We start from the raw sequence: 16,132 nt of genomic DNA, 5'->3' as shown, positions 1-16,132 counted from the left end.
GACCGCGCTCAGTCACAGTTCTGCGCGATGTAGGCCTTCACGGCCTCGGCGTCAGCCGGCAGCTTGACCACGCGCTTGGGCAGCGCTTCGATGCCCTCGAACTTTGCGGGCCGGTCGGGCTCGTGGCCCAGCGCTTCGACGATCGTCGCCGCGAACTTGATCGGCAGCGCCGTCTCGAGCACCACCATCGGCACGCCCGGCGCGAGGAATTCGCGCGCGGCTTTGAGACCGTCGGCTGTGTGCGGATCAACCAATGTGGCGAAGCGCTTCTCGGTGTCGCGGATGGTGGCCAGGCGGTCGGCATGCGTGCTTCGGCTGCTCACGAAACCGAAGCGCCCGGCCGCATCCTTGAACGCCGCATCGGCGCTTAGGTCGAAGCGGCCTTCCAAGCCCAGGTCTTCGACGAACAGCTTGCGCAGCTTGCCAGCATCGCGGCCCACCAGGTCGAACACGAAGCGCTCGAAGTTGCTGGCCTTGCTGATGTCCATCGACGGGCTGGAGGTCTCGTGCGTGTCGGCCGCGCCGCGCACGCGGTAGATGCCGGTGCGGAAGAATTCGTCGAGCACGTCGTTCTCGTTGGTGGCGACCACCAGCGTCCGGATCGGCAGGCCCATCATGCGCGCCACGTGGCCCGCGCAGACGTTGCCGAAGTTGCCCGAGGGCACGGTGAAGCTCACCGGCTTGTCGTTACTCGCCGTGGCCTGGAAGTAGCCCGCGAAGTAGTAGACGACCTGCGCCAGCAGCCGCGCCCAGTTGATCGAATTGACCGTGCCGATGCGGTACTTGCGCTTGAAGCCCAGGTCGTTGGACACCGCCTTCACGATGTCCTGGCAGTCGTCGAACACGCCGGTGATGGCGATGTTGTGGATGTTCTCGTCCTGCAGGCTGAACATCTGCGCCTGCTGGAACGGGCTCATGCGGCCGTCCGGCGAGGTCATGAAGACGCGCACGCCCTTCTTGCCGCGCATAGCGTACTCGGCCGCGCTGCCGGTGTCGCCGCTGGTGGCGCCCAGGATGTTGAGTTCGGCGCCGCGGCGGGCCAGTTCGTACTCGAACAGGTTGCCCAGGAGCTGCATCGCCATGTCCTTGAAGGCCAGCGTGGGGCCGTTGGACAGGGCTTCGATGTACACGCCGTCTTCGAGCTCGCGCAGCGGCACGATCTCGTCGGTGCCGAACACCTCGGCGGTGTAGGTCTTGGCGCAGATCGCCTTCAGGTCGGCCGCGGGAATGTCGTCGATGTAGAGCGAGAGGATCTCGAAGGCCAGCTCGGCGTACGGCAGTTCGCGCCATCTGGCGAGCGTGGCGGCATCGACCTGCGGGTAGGTTTCCGGCAGGTACAGGCCGCCATCGGGCGCGAGGCCTTCGAGGAGGATTTCGCAGAAGCGCTTGCGGTCCGGGTGGCCGCGGGTGCTCAGGTAGTTCACTTCAACTCTTCCTTGCGGATGCGCACGATGGGTTCGAGCACGGTAGGCAGCGCCTGCAGCTCGGCCAGCACGCCGTCGACGGTGCCTTCGCGCGCGTCGTGCGTGAGGATGATGAGGTCGGTTTGCGTGGAGCCCTCGCCGCCCACCTCGTCGGCTTCGCGCTGCAGCACGGCGTCGATGCTGATGCCGGCGGTGGCCAACAGGCCCGTCACCTTGGCGAGCACGCCGGCTTGGTCGGCCACGCGCAGGCGCAGGTAATAGCTGGTGACCACCTCGGCCATCGGCAGCACCTTGAGGTCGCTCATCGCGTCGGGATGGAAGGCCAGGTGCGGCACTCGGTGCGCGGCATCGGCCGTGTGCAGGCGGGTGATGTCGACCAGGTCGGCGATCACGGCGCTCGCGGTCGGCTCGCTGCCGGCGCCCTTGCCGTAGTAGAGCGTGGTGCCGACGGCGTCGCCGTGCACGACAACCGCGTTCATCGCGCCTTCGACGTTCGCCAGCAGGCGCTTGGACGGCACCAGCGACGGGTGCACGCGCAGCTCGATGCCCTTGGCCGTGCGCTTGGTGATGCCCAGGAGCTTGATGCGGTAGCCGAGCTGCTCGGCGTACTTGATGTCCTGCGCGGCGAGCTTGGTGATGCCCTCGATGTGCGCCTTGTCGAACTGCACCGGGATGCCGAAGGCGATGGCGCTCATCAGCGTGACCTTGTGGCCGGCGTCGACGCCTTCGATGTCGAAGGTCGGGTCGGCTTCGGCGTAGCCGAGGCGCTGGGCTTCCTTCAGCACGGTGGCGAAGTCCAGGCCCTTGTCGCGCATCTCGGAGAGGATGAAGTTCGTGGTGCCGTTGATGATGCCGGCCAGCCACTGGATGCTGTTGGCCGTGAGGCCTTCGCGCAGCGCCTTGATGATCGGGATGCCGCCGGCAACAGCCGCTTCGAAAGCCACCATCACGCCCTTGGCGTGCGCAGCCGCGAAGATCTCGGTGCCGTGCACCGCGAGCAGCGCCTTGTTGGCGGTGACCACGTGCTTGCCGGCTGCAATGGCTTCGAGCACCAGTTGCTTCGCGACGCCGTAGCCGCCGATCAGCTCGATGACGATGTCGATGTCGGGGTTGGCAATGATCTCGCGCGCATCGGCCACCACCTTGACGCCTTCGCCGGCCCCTTCGCCAGCCACGTTGCGGGCGCGGGCGGTGTCCAGGTCGGCCACCATGGTGATCTCGATGCCGCGGCCGGCGCGGCGCTTGATTTCTTCCTGGTTGCGCTGGAGCACCTTGAAGGTGCCGCTGCCGACCGTGCCTGCGCCGAGGAGGCCTACTTGGATGGGTTTCATTGGGAAAGTCGCGCTCATGGCGTTGGTGATTTGGAGGAGGCAGGCTTCAGGTGTCGCCGCCAAGGCCACGGCACACGCCGTGACCGGCAGATTTCAGGATGCCGTCTTGCGGCGCAGTCGGTACTGCTCCAGGAACTTCGCGATGCGGTTGATGGCCTCGCGCAGGTCGTCTTCATGGGGCAGGAACACGATGCGGAAATGGTCCGGAGTGGCCCAGTTGAAGCCGGTGCCCTGCACCAGCATCACGCGGGTTTCCTTCAACAGCTCGAGGAAGAACTGGCGGTCGTCGGTGATCGGGTAGACCTCGGGGTCGAGCCTCGGAAACATGTAGAGCGCGGCGCTGGGCTTGACGCAGGTCACGCCCGGAATGGCGGTGATCAGTTCGTAGGCGAGGTCGCGCTGGCGGCGCAAGCGCCCGCCGTCGCAGACCAGGTCGTTGATGCTCTGATAGCCGCCCAGCGCGGTCTGGATGGCCCACTGACCCGGCACGTTGGCGCACAGGCGCATGTTCGAGAGCATGTTCAGGCCCTCGATGTAGTCCTGCGCGGCGCGCTTGTCGCCCGAGACCACGACCCAGCCGGCGCGGTAGCCGCACGAGCGGTAGCTCTTGGAGAGCGAGTTGAAGGTGAGCGTGAGCACGTCGGTCGACAGGCTGGCGATGGCGGTGTGCTTCACGCCGTCGTACAGCACCTTGTCGTAGACCTCGTCGGCAAAGATCACGAGGCCGTGTTCGCGGGCGATGGCGACGATGCTCTTGAGCAGATCGTCGGAATAGAGCGCGCCGGTCGGGTTGTTCGGGTTGATGACCACGATGCCCTTGGTGCGGGGCGTGATCTTGGCGCGGATATCGGCCAGGTTGGGCATCCAGCCATTGGCCTCGTCGCAGAGGTAATGCACCGGGGTGCCGCCCGAGAGGCTGGTGGAGGCAGTCCACAGGGGGTAGTCGGGGGCCGGCAGGAGCAGCTCGTCGCCGTCGTCGAGCAGCGCGTTCGTGGACATCGCGATGAGTTCGCTGGCACCGTTGCCCAGGTAGATATCGTCCAGCGTGACGCCGGCAATGCCCTGCTTCTGGGTCTCGTGCATCACCGCCTTGCGCGCGGCGAAGACGCCCTTGCTGTCCGAATAGCCTGCCGAATTCGGCAGGTTGCGAATCATGTCCTGCTGAATCTCCTCGGGCGCATCGAAGCCGAACACGGCGAGATTGCCGATATTGAGCTTGATGATCTTCTGGCCGTCGTCCTCCATCTGCTTGGCCGCGTCCATGATGGGACCACGGATGTCGTAGAGAACGTTGGCCAGCTTGGCCGATTTCTTGAGCTGCTTCAAAGGGCCCTCCCGGGCGGGTTTACGCGAGGATCAAAGGCCCCTGCAGGCCTCGTGTCACTGGGGAAAACCTATAATTTGACCACAGTTCACAGTGACCAGATGAAGCTCCAGCCCGACAAATCAGACGCCCAGTCCCTCACCGCACACGGCCCCGGCTGGGTCGCGATCAACAACGAAAAGGTCGAGGGCAGCGTGGTGGTCGGCTCCCGCGGGGAGCGTTTCGAATGGAATTGCACCCGTTTCGACGAACTCGGCCCGGAACACTTCGCGCAGCTTGCCGAGCTCGGGGCCGAATTGATCATTTTCGGCAGCGGAACCCGCATCCGCTTTCCGCAGCCTGCCTGGCTCCAACCCCTGATGGCGCGGCGCACCGGCGTCGAGACCATGGACACCCCGGCGGCCTGCCGGACCTACAACATCCTGGCTGGCGAAGGCCGGCATGTGATTGCCGCCCTGCTGATCGAGAGCCCGTCGGCTGACTGAGAGGGGTATTTTCGGGGTAAAATAGCGGGTTGCGAACAGGCCAGCTACCCCAAAGTTAGCAACGACCAATCCTCCGTGCATCGAGTCTGCCCCGAAGAACTCGATCCATGGAATCTAACGGAGAAAACAAGTTTCATGGCGATCGTTGTCAACAAACCCATTCCTGAATTCGACGCCAACGCCACGGGCGGCCTCAAGGTCTCGAATACCTCGCATCTCGGCCACGTGCTGGTCATGTATTTCTACCCGAAAGATAACACTCCGGGCTGCACGACCGAAGCGATGCAATTCCGCGACCGCTACAAGGATTTCGAGAAGGCCGGCGCCACCGTTTTCGGCGTTTCCCGTGACAACATGAAGTCGCACGACGAATTCAAGGCCAAGCTCGAGCTTCCCTTTGAACTCATCGCCGACACCGAAGAGAAGATGTGCCACATGTTCGGCGTGGTCAAGAACAAGATCATGTACGGCAAGAAGGTCAAGGGCATCGAACGCAGCACCTTCCTGATCGGCGCTGACGGCATCCTGAAGGCCGAATGGCGCGGCCTGAAGGTTCCGGGCCACGTCGACGACGTGCTCAAGGCAGTCAAGGCGCTCAAGAAGGCCGCCTGACGCCGCAAGACGACGAGGAGTTGCTTTGATGGATTGCGTGGGGAATGCCCAACGCAGTACGTAAAAGCCGCAAAGAGCCTCTGGCGCGTCATCTGCGGTGTGCATAATGGCCTCATGCCGTTGAGCTCCACGACCGCATCCCCCGAACAAAGCCGCCTTGGTCTTCAGGCGGCTTTTTCGTTTCTTGGTTTCCACTTTCCTGCGAGCGACCCCACACATGCCATTGCCTCCCGCCCCCACGAAACGCGCCGCATTGCTCTCGCCGGACGCGATCGACGCGCCCGCCCGGTCCTCGCACAGGGGGTCGCGCCGCTCCGGCGACCAGCGCGCTGATGAAACGACCTCGAACGGACCGCAGCCGCTGGAGTTGTTCGATAACCTGAGTTCCGAGGCAGCAGGTGGCGGCGAAGCCGCGCGTCCGTCGCGCCGGGCCAAGTCCCGGCCGGCGCCTGCATCCGCCCCGGCTCCGCAGCAACCCGCCGCCATCCAGGTCGAGACCCGGGTCCCTACAGCGCCAGCCCCGACCTACGCCCCCGCTCCCGCGGCGGCCGCGCCTCAGGCCCCCGCGCGCCCCAAGCGCAGCAAATCCACCGGTCCGGCCAAGCTGTTCGTGCTCGACACGAACGTGCTGTTGCACGACCCCATGTGCCTGTTTCGCTTCGAGGAGCACGACATCTTCCTGCCGATGATCGTGCTGGAAGAGCTCGATGGTCACAAGAAGGGCACCACCGAAGTCGCCCGCAACGGCCGCCAGACCAGCCGCACGCTCGATGCGCTGGCCGGCGCGCAGGACGCCGACATCGACAAGGGCCTGAAGCTCGACACCACCGGCCATCGCGAGGCCGGCGGCCGGCTGTTCTTCCAGACCGCCCCGCTCGACTACTCGCTGCCGATCAGCCTGCCCCAAGGCAAGGCCGACAACCAAATTTTGGGCGTCGTGCACGCACTGCGCGACGAATACGCCAAGGACCGTCCCGGCAAGCCGAAGCAGGAAGTGGTGCTGGTGTCGAAAGACATCAACATGCGCGTCAAGGCGCGCGCCCTGGGCCTGGCCGCCGACGATTACCAGAACGACAAGACGCTGGAAGACGGCGACCTGCTCTACGCGGGTTCGCTGGCTCTCCCGCCCGACTTCTGGACCCGCCAGAGCAAGACCGTCGAAAGCTGGCAGAGCGGCAGCAACACCTTCTACCGGATCAGCGGTCCGATCGTGCCCAACCTGTACATCAACCAGTTCGTCTTCTTCGAGGCGCCGGGCGAGCCGAGCATGTACGCGCGCGTCACCGAAATCCGCGACAAGACCGCGGTGCTCAAGACGCTCAAGGACTACAGCTCGGGCAAGAACGCGGTGTGGGGCGTGAACACGCGCAACCGCGAGCAGAACTTCGCGATGAACCTGCTGATGGACCCCGAGATCGACTTCGTCACGCTGACCGGCACCGCCGGCACCGGCAAGACCCTGATGGCGCTGGCCTCGGGCCTCACGCAGGTGCTGGACGACCGCCGCTACACCGAGATCATCATGACCCGCGCCACGGTGAGCGTGGGCGAGGACATCGGCTTCCTGCCCGGCACCGAGGAAGAAAAGATGGGCCCGTGGATGGGCGCACTCGACGACAACCTCGAGTTCCTGGCCAAGGGCGATGGCGGCGGGGCCGGCGAGTGGGGCCGCGCGGCCACCAACGAGCTGATCCGCAGCCGCATCAAGGTCAAGAGCATGAACTTCATGCGCGGACGCACCTTCCTGAACAAGTACGTGATCATCGACGAGGCGCAGAACCTGACGCCCAAGCAGATGAAGACGCTGATCACCCGCGCGGGCCCGGGCACCAAGATCATCTGCATGGGCAACCTCGCGCAGATCGATACGCCGTACCTCACGGAAGGCTCCTCGGGCCTGACCTTCGCGGTCGACAAGTTCAAGGGCTGGCCGCACGGCGGGCACATCACGCTCGCGCGCGGTGAACGCTCGCGCCTAGCCGACTTCGCGAGCGACGTGCTCTAAAAAGCCGCGACTCGCGGCCATCGAGCCCGCGCATGCCCCCAAAGGGCATCGCGGGCTTTTTTTCGCCCGCCATGACAGGCTCCTGACAAGACGTTGTCAGGAGGCGGCTCGCACCATCGAGGCTCCTTCCAACGAAACAAAAAGAGAGCTCCTCATGCAGAACGCAATCACCTGGTTCGAGATTCCTGTCAGCGACCTGGACCGCGCCCAGGCCTTCTATGAAACCGTGCTGGCGCGCAAGCTGCGCCGCGAAAGTCTCGGCGGCGGGGCGCTGGCGATCTTTCCGTATGACGCACCTGGCGTTGGCGGCGCATTGCAATCCGGCGCAAGTGCCGCCGCTCGCGCAGGCAGCAGCATCCGCATCTACCTGGACTGCATGCCCAGCATCGACGCCGTGCTCTCGCGCGTCGAGGCGGCCGGCGGACAGATCGTGGCCCCCAAGTCCGCGCTGCCGCCGGGCATGGGCTTCATCGCCCACCTGCGTGACACCGAAGGCAACGAAGTCGGCCTTCACGCCCTCGCCTGAACCGCCATGGCACAGCGCAACTGGATTGCAGTCGCCAGCGCCGAGCATGCGCGGCGCGGGCGCGACCACCGGCCGCTCGGCTTCATGCAGGTCGGCCACGGCAAGCTGGGCCCGCTCAAGCGCATCGCTGCGGGCGACCGCGTGGCCTACTATTCGCCGGCGACGGTGTTCGGTGGCACGGACAAGCTGCAGAGCTTCGTCTCGATCGGCATCGTGCTGCCTGGCGAGCCGTACGAATTCGACATGGGCGGCGGCTTCATCCCGTGGCGCCGCGACGTGAGCTATGCGGCCTCGCACGAGGCGCCCATTGCGCCGCTGATCGAGCACCTCGCCTTCATCGAGACGCCCAAGCAGTGGGGCTACAAGTTCCGCTTCGGCATGTTCGACGTGACCGACGCCGACATGGCGCTGATCGCCCGGACCATGAAGGCCGACCTGAAAATGCTCGCCCTTTGAGCGGCATCGCCTAGACAGAACATCGCAGACGCAGGAGAAGAATCCATGGAACCCGCCCGCCAACACCACGACGCCTTCCGTGTCGCCGGCCTCACGGCCCGCACGACCAATCGCGAAGAGAACGATCCCGCCACAGCCCGCATCGGCGCGCTGTGGGGCCGCTTCTTCGGCGAGCAAACCTATGAATCGACGTCCCGCCGCACGGGCGACACGCGCATCTTCGGCATCTACTCCGCCTACGAGGCCGATGCCCATGGTCCCTTTGACATCACTGTCGGCGTGGCTGTCTCGGACGGCGCGGACAGCGTGGAGATCGAAGCCGGCGACTACCTCGTCTTCACCGGTCAGGGCGAGATGCCGCAGATGGTGATCGCCACCTGGCAACGCATCTGGCAGTATTTCGAGGCGCACCCGGAAATCGCGCGCCGCTACCGCAGCGATTTCGAAGCCTACGAGGGGCCCGACAAGGTGGCGATCCATATCGGAGTTGCATGAGCATGAAGAAGAGCTGGCGCGACAGGCTCTCCAGCTACCCTCACCTGCCGAACGTCAAGGAGATCCCTCCGCCCATGCGCAAGCGCCACGGCGAGGGCACCATCGCCACACCCTCCCCGCGCGAGGTCGAGGAGGCGATGCGCGGCGTGCCCGAAGGCCGGCTCGCGACCGTGCTCGGCATTGGCGAGGACATCGCGGTGCGCCACCACGCCACCATCGGCTGTACCGTGACAACGGCGATCTTTGCGCACATGGTCGCGCACGCCACCGAAGAGGCCCAGGAGCGAACGCCCTACTGGCGCACCCTCAAGATCGGCGGCGAACTCAACCCCAAGTACCCCGGCGGCATCGAGGCGCAGATGGCCAGGCTCGAAGCCGAAGGCCACACGGTCGTACAGCGCGGCAAGCGCTACTTCGTCGAGGACTTCGCCAAGAAGCTCTCCGGAACGCGCTGATGCGCCGCGCCGACCGCCTCTTCCAGCTCGTGCAGCTCATCCGTGGGCGCCGGCTCACCACGGCCGCGTTTCTCGCGCAGCGCCTGGAGGTGTCGGAGCGCACGGTCTACCGCGACGTGGCCGACCTGCAGCACCAGGGCGTGCCGATCGAAGGCGAAGCCGGCGTGGGCTACCGGCTGGGCATGGGCTTCGAGTTGCCGCCGCTGATGTTCACGCAGGACGAAGCCTCGGCGCTCGTGGCGGCGGCGCGGCTCGCGCAGAGCTGGGTCGATCCGGCGCTGGCGCGCGACATCGAGTCGGGGCTGGGCAAGATCCTCTCGGTTCTGCCGCCGGCCGCGCGCGTTTCGGCGGAAGCGCTGGCGCTCTATGCTCCCGCGCTGGGTCTGGACGACGTCATGGGCGCCCGGCTGCAGGCCTTGCGGGAGGCCGTGCAGGCGCGCCAGAAGCTGCGCCTGAACTACCGCGACGTATCGGGCGATGCCAGCGAGCGCACGGTGCGGCCGCTCGGCTGCTTCTACTGGGGAAAGGTCTGGACGCTCTCGACCTGGTGCGAGCTGCGCAACGACTTTCGCGGCTTCCGCGTCGACCGCATGGACGCGGTCGAGGTGCTGCCCGATCGATTCCGCGATGAACCTGGCAAAACGCTGGCCGATCTGTTGCGCCAGGTGAAGGCCCGGCAAGTGGAGACGACGACGCCTGAACCACAGACATGGCCGTCGAAGGCCCAACAAGGTCCGTTGGTTCTTTGACTCGCGTCAGTACTGGTCGCTGTGGCTGTAGCCTTCCAGGTTCTCGAACTTGGTGATCGGCTTCAGGAAGGCCAGCTTGATCGTGCCCGTCGGGCCGTTCCGGTGCTTGCTGATGATCACCTCGGCCACGCCCGGCTCCTTGCTGTTCTTGTCGTAATAGTCGTCGCGGTAGATGAACATGATGATGTCCGCGTCCTGCTCGATGGCGCCGGACTCGCGCAAGTCGCTCATCATCGGGCGCTTGTCGGTGCGGCTTTCCACGCCGCGGCTGAGCTGCGAGAGCGCGATCACCGGGCACTTGAGCTCCTTGGCGAGCATCTTCAGGCCGCGCGAGATTTCGCCCACAGCCGTGGCGCGGTTCTCGTCGCCGCTCGAGCTGGTCGACATGAGCTGCAGGTAGTCGACCACGATCAGGCCCAGGCGCCCGTACTGGCGCGCAAGCCGGCGCGCATTGGCGCGCAGTTCGCTGGTCGAGAGACCCGGCGTCTCGTCGATGTGCAGCGACACGGTGCGCAGCTTTTCGATGGCTTCGGTCAGGCGCGGCCACTCTTCGTCGCTGAGCTTGCCGGTGCGCAGGTGCCCCTGGTCGATGCGGCCGATCGAACCGACGATACGCACCGCCAACTGGGACGCGCCCATTTCCATCGAGAACACGGCAACGGGCAGCCCTTCGTTGAGCGCCACGTGCTCGGCGATGTTGATCGCCAGCGAGGTCTTGCCCATCGAGGGACGCGCGGCCAGCACGATCATGTCGCCGGGCTGCAGGCCCGACGTCATCTTGTCGAAGTCGTGAAAGCCGGTGCGAACGCCCGTGATGTCGTTCGGGTTCTCGGCCATTTCGGTCACGCGGTCGAGCAGCTCGACCACCAGGGCATCCATGCTCTGGAAGCCCTGCTTCATCCGCGAGCCTTCTTCGCCGATGTTGAAGATCTTCTGCTCGGCTTCGTCCAGGATCTTGTCGACCGGCTTGCCCTGCGGGTTGAAGGCGTTGGTCGCGATCTCGTCGCTGGCCGAGACGAGCTTTCGCAGGATCGAGCGCTCGCGCACGATCTCCGCATAGCGCCGGATGTTGCTCGCGCTCGGCACGTACTGCGCGAGCGAGTTCAGGTAGACCAGCCCGCCGATATCGTCGGCCTTGCCCAGGCTCTGCAACCGCTCGAAGACGGTGATGACGTCGGCCGCCTTGCTGGCATTGATCAGTCCGCCGATGGCGGCGTAGATCAGCTTGTGCTCATGGCGGTAGAAGTCGTCGTCGACCAGCAGGTCGCCCATGCGGTCCCAGGCGCCGTTGTCGAGCAGCAGGCCGCCGAGCACGCTCGATTCGGCCTCGATGGAGTGAGGCGGAATGCGCAGTTGGGCGATCTGGCGGTCGGCCGACGGATTACCGTCGGAGTAGGAGAAAACGGCGGACATGGACTTCCCTTGCAACCCTGCATGCTAAGCCGCACGTGGCGCTGCGCTTGTGGACAAGGTTGTTGATAAACGGTGATCTTCCAGTGCAGCGCGCTGGAAAACTCCAGCGGCACGGAGACGCCAAAAGAAAAGCCGCCCGAAGGCGGCTTTTGCGGTAGCGCACGAAGCGCCGCGAACGATCAGGCGGTTTCGCCGTAGACCGTGACGGTGATCTCGACGACCACGTCGGTGTGCAGCGCAACGGCCACCGTGCTGTCGCCGACGACCTTGATCGGGCCGTTGGGCAGGCGCACTTGCGACTTGGCAACCTTGTAGCCTTGCTTGCCCAGTTCTTCGGCGATGTCGCCGTTGGTGACCGAGCCGAACAGGCGACCGTCAACGCCAGCCTTTTGCGTCAGCTTGACGGTCGTGCCGCCGAGCTTTTCGCCTTGTGCTTGCATTTCGGCCAGCTTGGCGGCCGCAGCCTTTTCGAGTTCGACGCGCTTGGCTTCGAATTCGGCCTTGTTGGCAGCGGTGGCGCGGCGAGCGCGGCCCGACGGGATCAGGAAGTTCCGTGCGTAACCGTCCTTGACCTTGACGATTTCGCCGAGGGTGCCGAGGTTGACGACCTTGTCCAGAAGAATGACTTGCATGGTGTCGGCTCCTTAGACGCGGTGTTGGTCGCTGTACGGGACCATGGCCAGGAAGCGCGCACGCTTGATGGCGGTGTTGAGCTGGCGCTGGTAGATCGCGCGCGTGCCGGTCAGGCGTGCGGGGATGATCTTGCCGTTTTCGCTGATGAAGTCACGCAGCGTGTCGATGTCCTTGTAGTCGATTTCCTCGACGCCAGCGACGGTGAAACGGCAGAAGCGCTTGCGCTTGAACAGCAGCGACTGGGTGTTGCGCTTCGGGCGCTTGTCTTTGTTGAATTTCTTGAACGTGGCCATTTGGGGACCTCTTGTCGAAAATTAATCTTGCTGAAAATCCTGGATGTGCAGGACCGGATGCTTGCCGTTGCCCGGTGTCGCGAGAAACCCCTGAAAACGCCAGAGACTTCCCATCGACTGTCTTGCGAGCCGCTCGGCGATGGCGCCGAAGGCAACGGCCTTGAGCGCCGTCTTCACCTGCCGGGGTTTGCCTGCCTCATCGAGGGTGGACTCGTGTTCGAGTCGAAGGTCGATGGCGGGCAGGCCGGCTGGCGTGTATCGCAAGGCTCCGAGTTCGGCAACCGAGGCGGTCAGCAGCAGCTGATTGACACCGGTCGCCAGAGCGGCAGCAGTCACGCCATCAGTTGTTGTTGGCGGCGTATTCGGCCTGCTGGGCCTTGCGGGCTTCTTCGCGCTCGACCGTCTTCATCATCGACGAAGGACCGGTTTCAGCCTTCTTCTTCTGGACGGTGAGGTGACGCAGCACGGCATCGTTGAACTTGAACGCGTGTTCCAGTTCGCCCATCACGGCTTGCTCGGCTTCGATGTTGACGCACAGGTAGTGCGCCTTGTTGAGCTTGTTGATCTGGTAAGCCAGCTGACGGCGGCCCCAGTCTTCAACGCGATGGACCTTGCCACCGCCGGCCGTGATCAGGCCCTTGTAACGCTCCAGCATGGCCGGAACTTGCTCGCTCTGATCCGGGTGGATCAGCAAAATGATTTCGTAGTGACGCATGGCACTCCTTGTGGATTCTTCCGAAGAAGAGGAAAAGCCACCTGCAGCGTCGGGCGCAGTGTGGCAAGGCAAAGCCGGCGATTATAGCCCTGGAATTGACAATCCGGCAAGGCACCTCAGTCGTTGAGGGCCTTGTCCAGAGCGGCGGCCTTCTCCGCGCCGACGGCGGCCCGGATCTTGGGTGCCAGCGCCAGCAGGTCTTCGTAGCTCGTCGCGCCCTCGACCTGCAGGTTGAGCCGGAACCCCATCAGGCCCAAGCCGCCGGTGAGCTGGATGGCGATGGGGTAGGCATCCTTGTAGCGCTGCTGCTTGCTGCGGCCAGAGGCGTCAGCTGCGGGTGCGGCCGGAGCGACCGGCTTCGCCGCCTCGGCGGGAGCGCTTCCCTCCGCCGGCCCCAGAAGCCCCAGCGCAAACATATGGTCGATGTCCTCCCGGACGATGCCCATGCCGTTAGCGAGCACCTCGTCGACCGTGCGTTTGCCATCGAAAAGAATGAACGCCGAGCGCTGGCGCGGCGTCATGGGAACCGAGCGGTCCTTCAGGGCCTGATGGCCCGCTGGCGTCTTTACAAGAATCATGTGGTCTTCCCCTTCCGGGATACGCCCGTGAGTCTTGGAAGTCTGGCATCAAATACGCAATTTGTTTCAAAAACACCCACGCCTCGCGGGAATCCCCCCATGGGGATTTCCGCAATCCGGCGCGACGGCCGAGCTCAGCGCTTGGCGAGTTGCTGCCAGGTGTCGATCACACTGTCGGGGTTGAGAGAGATCGATTCGATCCCCTCTTCCGCCAGCCAGAGCGCGAAGTCCGGATGGTCGCTGGGGCCCTGGCCGCAGATACCAACGTACTTGCCCTCGGCCTTGCAGGCCTTGATGACACGGCTCAGGAGCGCCTTAATGGCCGGGTCGCGCTCGTCGAAATCGGCTGCCAGCAGCTCGAGCCCCGAATCGCGGTCCAGGCCCAGCGTGAGCTGAGTCAGGTCGTTCGATCCGATCGAGAAGCCGTCGAAGTACTTCAGGAACTCTTCCGGCAGGATCGCGTTGCTCGGCACCTCGCACATCATGATCAGCTTGAGATCGTTCTCGCCGCGCTTCAAGCCATGCTCGCCCAGCAGCGAGGTCACGCGCTCGGCCTGGCCCAGGGTGCGCACGAAGGGCACCATGATCTGCACGTTCACCAGGCCCATGTCGTTGCGCACGCGCTTGAGCGCCTCGCACTCCATCGCGAAGGCCTCGCCGAAATCGGCGCTCAGGTAGCGCGCCGCGCCGCGGAAGCCCAGCATCGGGTTCTCTTCTTCCGGCTCGTAGCGGCTGCCGCCGATCAGCTTGCGGTACTCGTTCGACTTGAAGTCCGAGAGGCGCACGATGACCTTCTTCGGCCAGAAGGCCGCCGCGATGGTCGCGATGCCTTCGGCCACCTTGTCGACGTAGAAGGCGCGCGGCGAAGCGTGCCCGCGGGCCACCGACTCCACGGCCTTCTTCAGGTCGTTGTCGACATTCGGGTAGTCGAGGATCGCCTTCGGGTGCACACCGATGTTGTTGTTGATGATGAACTCGAGGCGGGCCAGGCCCACGCCGTGGTTCGGCAGTTGTGCGAAGTCGAAGGCGAGCTGCGGGTTGCCCACGTTCATCATCAGCTGGATGTCGATTTCCGGCATCACGCCGCGCTGCACTTCCGTCACTTCGGTCTCGAGCAGGCCGTCGTAGATGAAGCCGGTGTCGCCCTCGGCGCAGCTCACGGTGACCAGCGTGCCGTCCTTCAGCAAGTCGGTTGCGTCGCCGCAGCCGACCACAGCTGGAATGCCCAGTTCGCGCGCGATGATGGCCGCGTGGCAGGTGCGCCCGCCGCGGTTGGTGACGATGGCAGCGGCACGCTTCATCACCGGTTCCCAGTTGGGGTCGGTCATGTCGGTGACGAGCACGTCGCCGGCCTGCACCTTGTCCATTTCGCTGATGTTGTGCACCAGGCGCACGGGGCCGGTGCCGATCTTCTGGCCGATGGCACGGCCTTCGGCGAGCACTGCGCCCTTGCCCAGCAGCTTGTAGCGCTGCTCGGCCTTGCCCTGCTGCTGGCTCTTCACCGTCTCGGGGCGCGCCTGCAGGATGTAGAGCAGGCCGTCGGTGCCGTCCTTGCCCCACTCGATGTCCATCGGACGGCCGTAGTGTTCCTCGATGACCAGTGCGTACTTGGCCAGTTGTTCGACGTCGGCGTCGCTCAGCGAGTAGCGGTTGCGCTGCTCGGCCTTGACGTCGGTTGTCTTCACCAGCTTGCCGCTGGCCTTTTTCTCTTCGGGCGTCGCGAACTCCATCTGGATCAGCTTGGAGCCGAGGTTGCGGCGGATGACGGCCTTCTTGCCGGCACGCAGCGTCGGCTTGTGCACGTAGAACTCGTCGGGGTTCACCGCGCCCTGCACCACCGTTTCACCCAGGCCGTAGCTCGACGTGATGAACACCACCTGATCAAAGCCCGATTCGGTGTCGATGGTGAACATCACGCCGGCCGCGCCGAGGTCGGAGCGCACCATGCGCTGCACGCCCGCCGATAGCGCGACCACGTCGTGCTCGAAGCCCTTGTGCACGCGATAGCTGATGGCGCGGTCGTTGTAGAGGGAGGCGAACACCTCCTTCATCTTGTGCAGCACGTCGTCGATGCCGACCACGTTCAGGAAGGTTTCCTGCTGGCCCGCGAACGAGGCGTCGGGCAGGTCTTCGGCGGTGGCTGACGAACGCACGGCGAACGAGGCTTCCGGGTTGCCGGCGCTCAGCGTGGCGAAGGCCTCGCCGATGGCTTTCTGCAGGTCGGCCGGAAAAGGCTGGGACTCGACCATGGCGCGGATCTCGGCACCGGCCGTGGCCAGGGCGCGCACGTCTTCGGTGTCGAGCGCCGCGAGGCGCTTGCTGATCTTGTCGGCCAGGCCGTCGTGGGCCAGGAACTGGCGAAAAGCGTGGGCCGTGGTCGCGAAACCGGTCGGCACCCGCACGCCCTGGGGCAGTTGCGAGATCATTTCGCCGAGGCTGGCGTTCTTGCCGCCAACCGCCTCGACGTCGGTCATTCTCAGGTTTTCAAACGGTACGACCAGGGCGGTCGCGTCGAAAAGTGCAGACATGGGGAAGCTCCAGAAGTTGAAACCGGTGCTGCATGCAGGCGGCACGGCACGATCGTTGTCGTTGCTTTGGGTGCGGAAGCGGCCTGCATGAGAAGAATGGGGGGTTGGGA

Annotated in this window: 18 protein-coding genes; 8 read left to right on the top strand and 10 right to left on the bottom strand. The window is 64.9% G+C overall.

All coding sequences use genetic code 11. The annotated features are described in order from the left end of the window. Window positions 1–8: 8 nt before the first annotated feature. The 3 genes from thrC to VARPA_RS10495 all read right to left on the bottom strand — a co-directional run bounded on the left by thrC (window position 9) and on the right by VARPA_RS10495 (window position 4,081). Window positions 9–1,424, bottom strand: coding sequence for a threonine synthase (gene thrC / locus VARPA_RS10505; RefSeq protein WP_013540536.1), 1,416 nt, complete (start codon window positions 1,422–1,424; stop codon window positions 9–11). Then, the gene (locus VARPA_RS10500) at window positions 1,421–2,755 is read right to left on the bottom strand and encodes a homoserine dehydrogenase (protein ID WP_013540535.1); all 1,335 of its coding nucleotides are present in this window, start codon (window positions 2,753–2,755) and stop codon (window positions 1,421–1,423) included. Before VARPA_RS10500 ends, thrC begins: the two co-directional genes overlap by 4 nt. A 93-nt stretch (window positions 2,756–2,848) precedes the next feature. Beyond that, complete coding sequence (locus VARPA_RS10495) at window positions 2,849–4,081, bottom strand: pyridoxal phosphate-dependent aminotransferase (RefSeq protein WP_013540534.1); 1,233 nt, start codon at window positions 4,079–4,081, stop codon at window positions 2,849–2,851. Window positions 4,082–4,180: 99 nt separating this feature from the next. On the opposite strand from VARPA_RS10495, the gene VARPA_RS10490 reads away from it, so the two are divergent. The 8 genes from VARPA_RS10490 (at window position 4,181) to VARPA_RS10455 (ending at window position 9,862) form a co-directional block, all read left to right on the top strand. Further along, complete coding sequence (locus VARPA_RS10490) at window positions 4,181–4,564, top strand: Mth938-like domain-containing protein (RefSeq protein ID WP_013540533.1); 384 nt, start codon at window positions 4,181–4,183, stop codon at window positions 4,562–4,564. Between the two features lie 135 nt (window positions 4,565–4,699). After that, window positions 4,700–5,176 carry a peroxiredoxin gene (locus VARPA_RS10485; RefSeq protein ID WP_007830801.1) on the top strand — a complete coding sequence of 159 codons (477 nt, stop codon included), beginning with the start codon at window positions 4,700–4,702 and terminating at the stop codon, window positions 5,174–5,176. 217 nt (window positions 5,177–5,393) lie between these two features. After that, window positions 5,394–7,181 carry a PhoH family protein gene (locus tag VARPA_RS10480; protein WP_013540532.1) on the top strand — a complete coding sequence of 596 codons (1,788 nt, stop codon included), beginning with the start codon at window positions 5,394–5,396 and terminating at the stop codon, window positions 7,179–7,181. A gap of 154 nt (window positions 7,182–7,335) precedes the next feature. After that, complete coding sequence (locus VARPA_RS10475; protein WP_013540531.1) at window positions 7,336–7,707, top strand: VOC family protein; 372 nt, start codon at window positions 7,336–7,338, stop codon at window positions 7,705–7,707. A gap of 6 nt (window positions 7,708–7,713) precedes the next feature. After that, window positions 7,714–8,163: an EVE domain-containing protein gene (locus VARPA_RS10470; RefSeq protein ID WP_013540530.1), complete on the top strand. Its 450-nt coding sequence runs from the start codon at window positions 7,714–7,716 to the stop codon at window positions 8,161–8,163. Between the two features lie 45 nt (window positions 8,164–8,208). Next, on the top strand, window positions 8,209–8,658 hold the full coding sequence (locus VARPA_RS10465) for a GyrI-like domain-containing protein (protein ID WP_013540529.1): 450 nt from the start codon (window positions 8,209–8,211) through the stop codon (window positions 8,656–8,658). Continuing rightward, window positions 8,655–9,113: an MGMT family protein gene (locus tag VARPA_RS10460; RefSeq protein ID WP_041942850.1), complete on the top strand. Its 459-nt coding sequence runs from the start codon at window positions 8,655–8,657 to the stop codon at window positions 9,111–9,113. Before VARPA_RS10465 ends, VARPA_RS10460 begins: the two co-directional genes overlap by 4 nt. Next, window positions 9,113–9,862, top strand: a complete 750-nt coding sequence (locus tag VARPA_RS10455) for a helix-turn-helix transcriptional regulator (RefSeq protein ID WP_013540527.1) — start codon at window positions 9,113–9,115, stop codon at window positions 9,860–9,862. The genes VARPA_RS10460 and VARPA_RS10455 overlap by 1 nt, the downstream gene beginning before the upstream one ends. A 6-nt stretch (window positions 9,863–9,868) precedes the next feature. Here VARPA_RS10455 and dnaB read toward each other — a convergent pair whose 3' ends face one another. From dnaB to ppsA, 7 genes are all read right to left on the bottom strand, one after another. Continuing rightward, window positions 9,869–11,275, bottom strand: coding sequence for a replicative DNA helicase (dnaB, locus tag VARPA_RS10450; protein WP_013540526.1), 1,407 nt, complete (start codon window positions 11,273–11,275; stop codon window positions 9,869–9,871). 179 nt (window positions 11,276–11,454) lie between these two features. After that, window positions 11,455–11,907, bottom strand: a complete 453-nt coding sequence (rplI, locus tag VARPA_RS10445; RefSeq protein WP_013540525.1) for a 50S ribosomal protein L9 — start codon at window positions 11,905–11,907, stop codon at window positions 11,455–11,457. A 12-nt stretch (window positions 11,908–11,919) separates the two neighbouring features. Beyond that, a complete protein-coding gene (rpsR, locus tag VARPA_RS10440) occupies window positions 11,920–12,201 on the bottom strand; it encodes a 30S ribosomal protein S18 (RefSeq protein ID WP_007830781.1) in 282 nt (93 codons plus the stop codon). A gap of 21 nt (window positions 12,202–12,222) precedes the next feature. Next, window positions 12,223–12,537 (bottom strand): primosomal replication protein N, encoded by a 315-nt coding sequence (priB, locus tag VARPA_RS10435; RefSeq protein ID WP_013540524.1) that lies wholly within the window; start codon window positions 12,535–12,537, stop codon window positions 12,223–12,225. A gap of 4 nt (window positions 12,538–12,541) precedes the next feature. Next, window positions 12,542–12,916: a 30S ribosomal protein S6 gene (gene rpsF / locus VARPA_RS10430; protein ID WP_007830775.1), complete on the bottom strand. Its 375-nt coding sequence runs from the start codon at window positions 12,914–12,916 to the stop codon at window positions 12,542–12,544. 116 nt (window positions 12,917–13,032) lie between these two features. Further along, the gene (locus tag VARPA_RS10425; protein WP_013540523.1) at window positions 13,033–13,494 is read right to left on the bottom strand and encodes a hypothetical protein; all 462 of its coding nucleotides are present in this window, start codon (window positions 13,492–13,494) and stop codon (window positions 13,033–13,035) included. A 134-nt stretch (window positions 13,495–13,628) separates the two neighbouring features. Further along, window positions 13,629–16,022 (bottom strand): phosphoenolpyruvate synthase, encoded by a 2,394-nt coding sequence (ppsA, locus tag VARPA_RS10420; protein WP_013540522.1) that lies wholly within the window; start codon window positions 16,020–16,022, stop codon window positions 13,629–13,631. Window positions 16,023–16,132 lie beyond the last annotated feature (110 nt).

The organism is Variovorax paradoxus EPS (genome assembly GCF_000184745.1).
Taxonomy (GTDB): domain Bacteria; phylum Pseudomonadota; class Gammaproteobacteria; order Burkholderiales; family Burkholderiaceae_C; genus Variovorax; species Variovorax paradoxus_C.
Note: the sequence above shows the minus strand (reverse complement) of the source record. Positions and strands in the feature narration are given on the sequence as shown.

What these genes read in the sequence shown, in the direction of transcription:
- VARPA_RS10470 (WP_013540530.1), top strand. Translation starts at nt 7,714, where the DNA reads ATGGCACAGCGCAACTGGATTGCAGTCGCCAGCGCCGAGCATGCGCGG.
- VARPA_RS10475 (WP_013540531.1), top strand. Translation starts at nt 7,336, where the DNA reads ATGCAGAACGCAATCACCTGGTTCGAGATTCCTGTCAGCGACCTGGAC.
- VARPA_RS10500 (WP_013540535.1), bottom strand. Translation starts at nt 2,755, where the DNA reads ATGAAACCCATCCAAGTAGGCCTCCTCGGCGCAGGCACGGTCGGCAGC.
- VARPA_RS10460 (WP_041942850.1), top strand. Translation starts at nt 8,655, where the DNA reads ATGAGCATGAAGAAGAGCTGGCGCGACAGGCTCTCCAGCTACCCTCAC.
- rplI (WP_013540525.1), bottom strand. Translation starts at nt 11,907, where the DNA reads ATGCAAGTCATTCTTCTGGACAAGGTCGTCAACCTCGGCACCCTCGGC.
- ppsA (WP_013540522.1), bottom strand. Translation starts at nt 16,022, where the DNA reads ATGTCTGCACTTTTCGACGCGACCGCCCTGGTCGTACCGTTTGAAAAC.
- VARPA_RS10425 (WP_013540523.1), bottom strand. Translation starts at nt 13,494, where the DNA reads ATGATTCTTGTAAAGACGCCAGCGGGCCATCAGGCCCTGAAGGACCGC.
- VARPA_RS10465 (WP_013540529.1), top strand. Translation starts at nt 8,209, where the DNA reads ATGGAACCCGCCCGCCAACACCACGACGCCTTCCGTGTCGCCGGCCTC.
- rpsR (WP_007830781.1), bottom strand. Translation starts at nt 12,201, where the DNA reads ATGGCCACGTTCAAGAAATTCAACAAAGACAAGCGCCCGAAGCGCAAC.
- VARPA_RS10480 (WP_013540532.1), top strand. Translation starts at nt 5,394, where the DNA reads ATGCCATTGCCTCCCGCCCCCACGAAACGCGCCGCATTGCTCTCGCCG.
- rpsF (WP_007830775.1), bottom strand. Translation starts at nt 12,916, where the DNA reads ATGCGTCACTACGAAATCATTTTGCTGATCCACCCGGATCAGAGCGAG.
- VARPA_RS10485 (WP_007830801.1), top strand. Translation starts at nt 4,700, where the DNA reads ATGGCGATCGTTGTCAACAAACCCATTCCTGAATTCGACGCCAACGCC.
- VARPA_RS10455 (WP_013540527.1), top strand. Translation starts at nt 9,113, where the DNA reads ATGCGCCGCGCCGACCGCCTCTTCCAGCTCGTGCAGCTCATCCGTGGG.
- VARPA_RS10490 (WP_013540533.1), top strand. Translation starts at nt 4,181, where the DNA reads ATGAAGCTCCAGCCCGACAAATCAGACGCCCAGTCCCTCACCGCACAC.
- dnaB (WP_013540526.1), bottom strand. Translation starts at nt 11,275, where the DNA reads ATGTCCGCCGTTTTCTCCTACTCCGACGGTAATCCGTCGGCCGACCGC.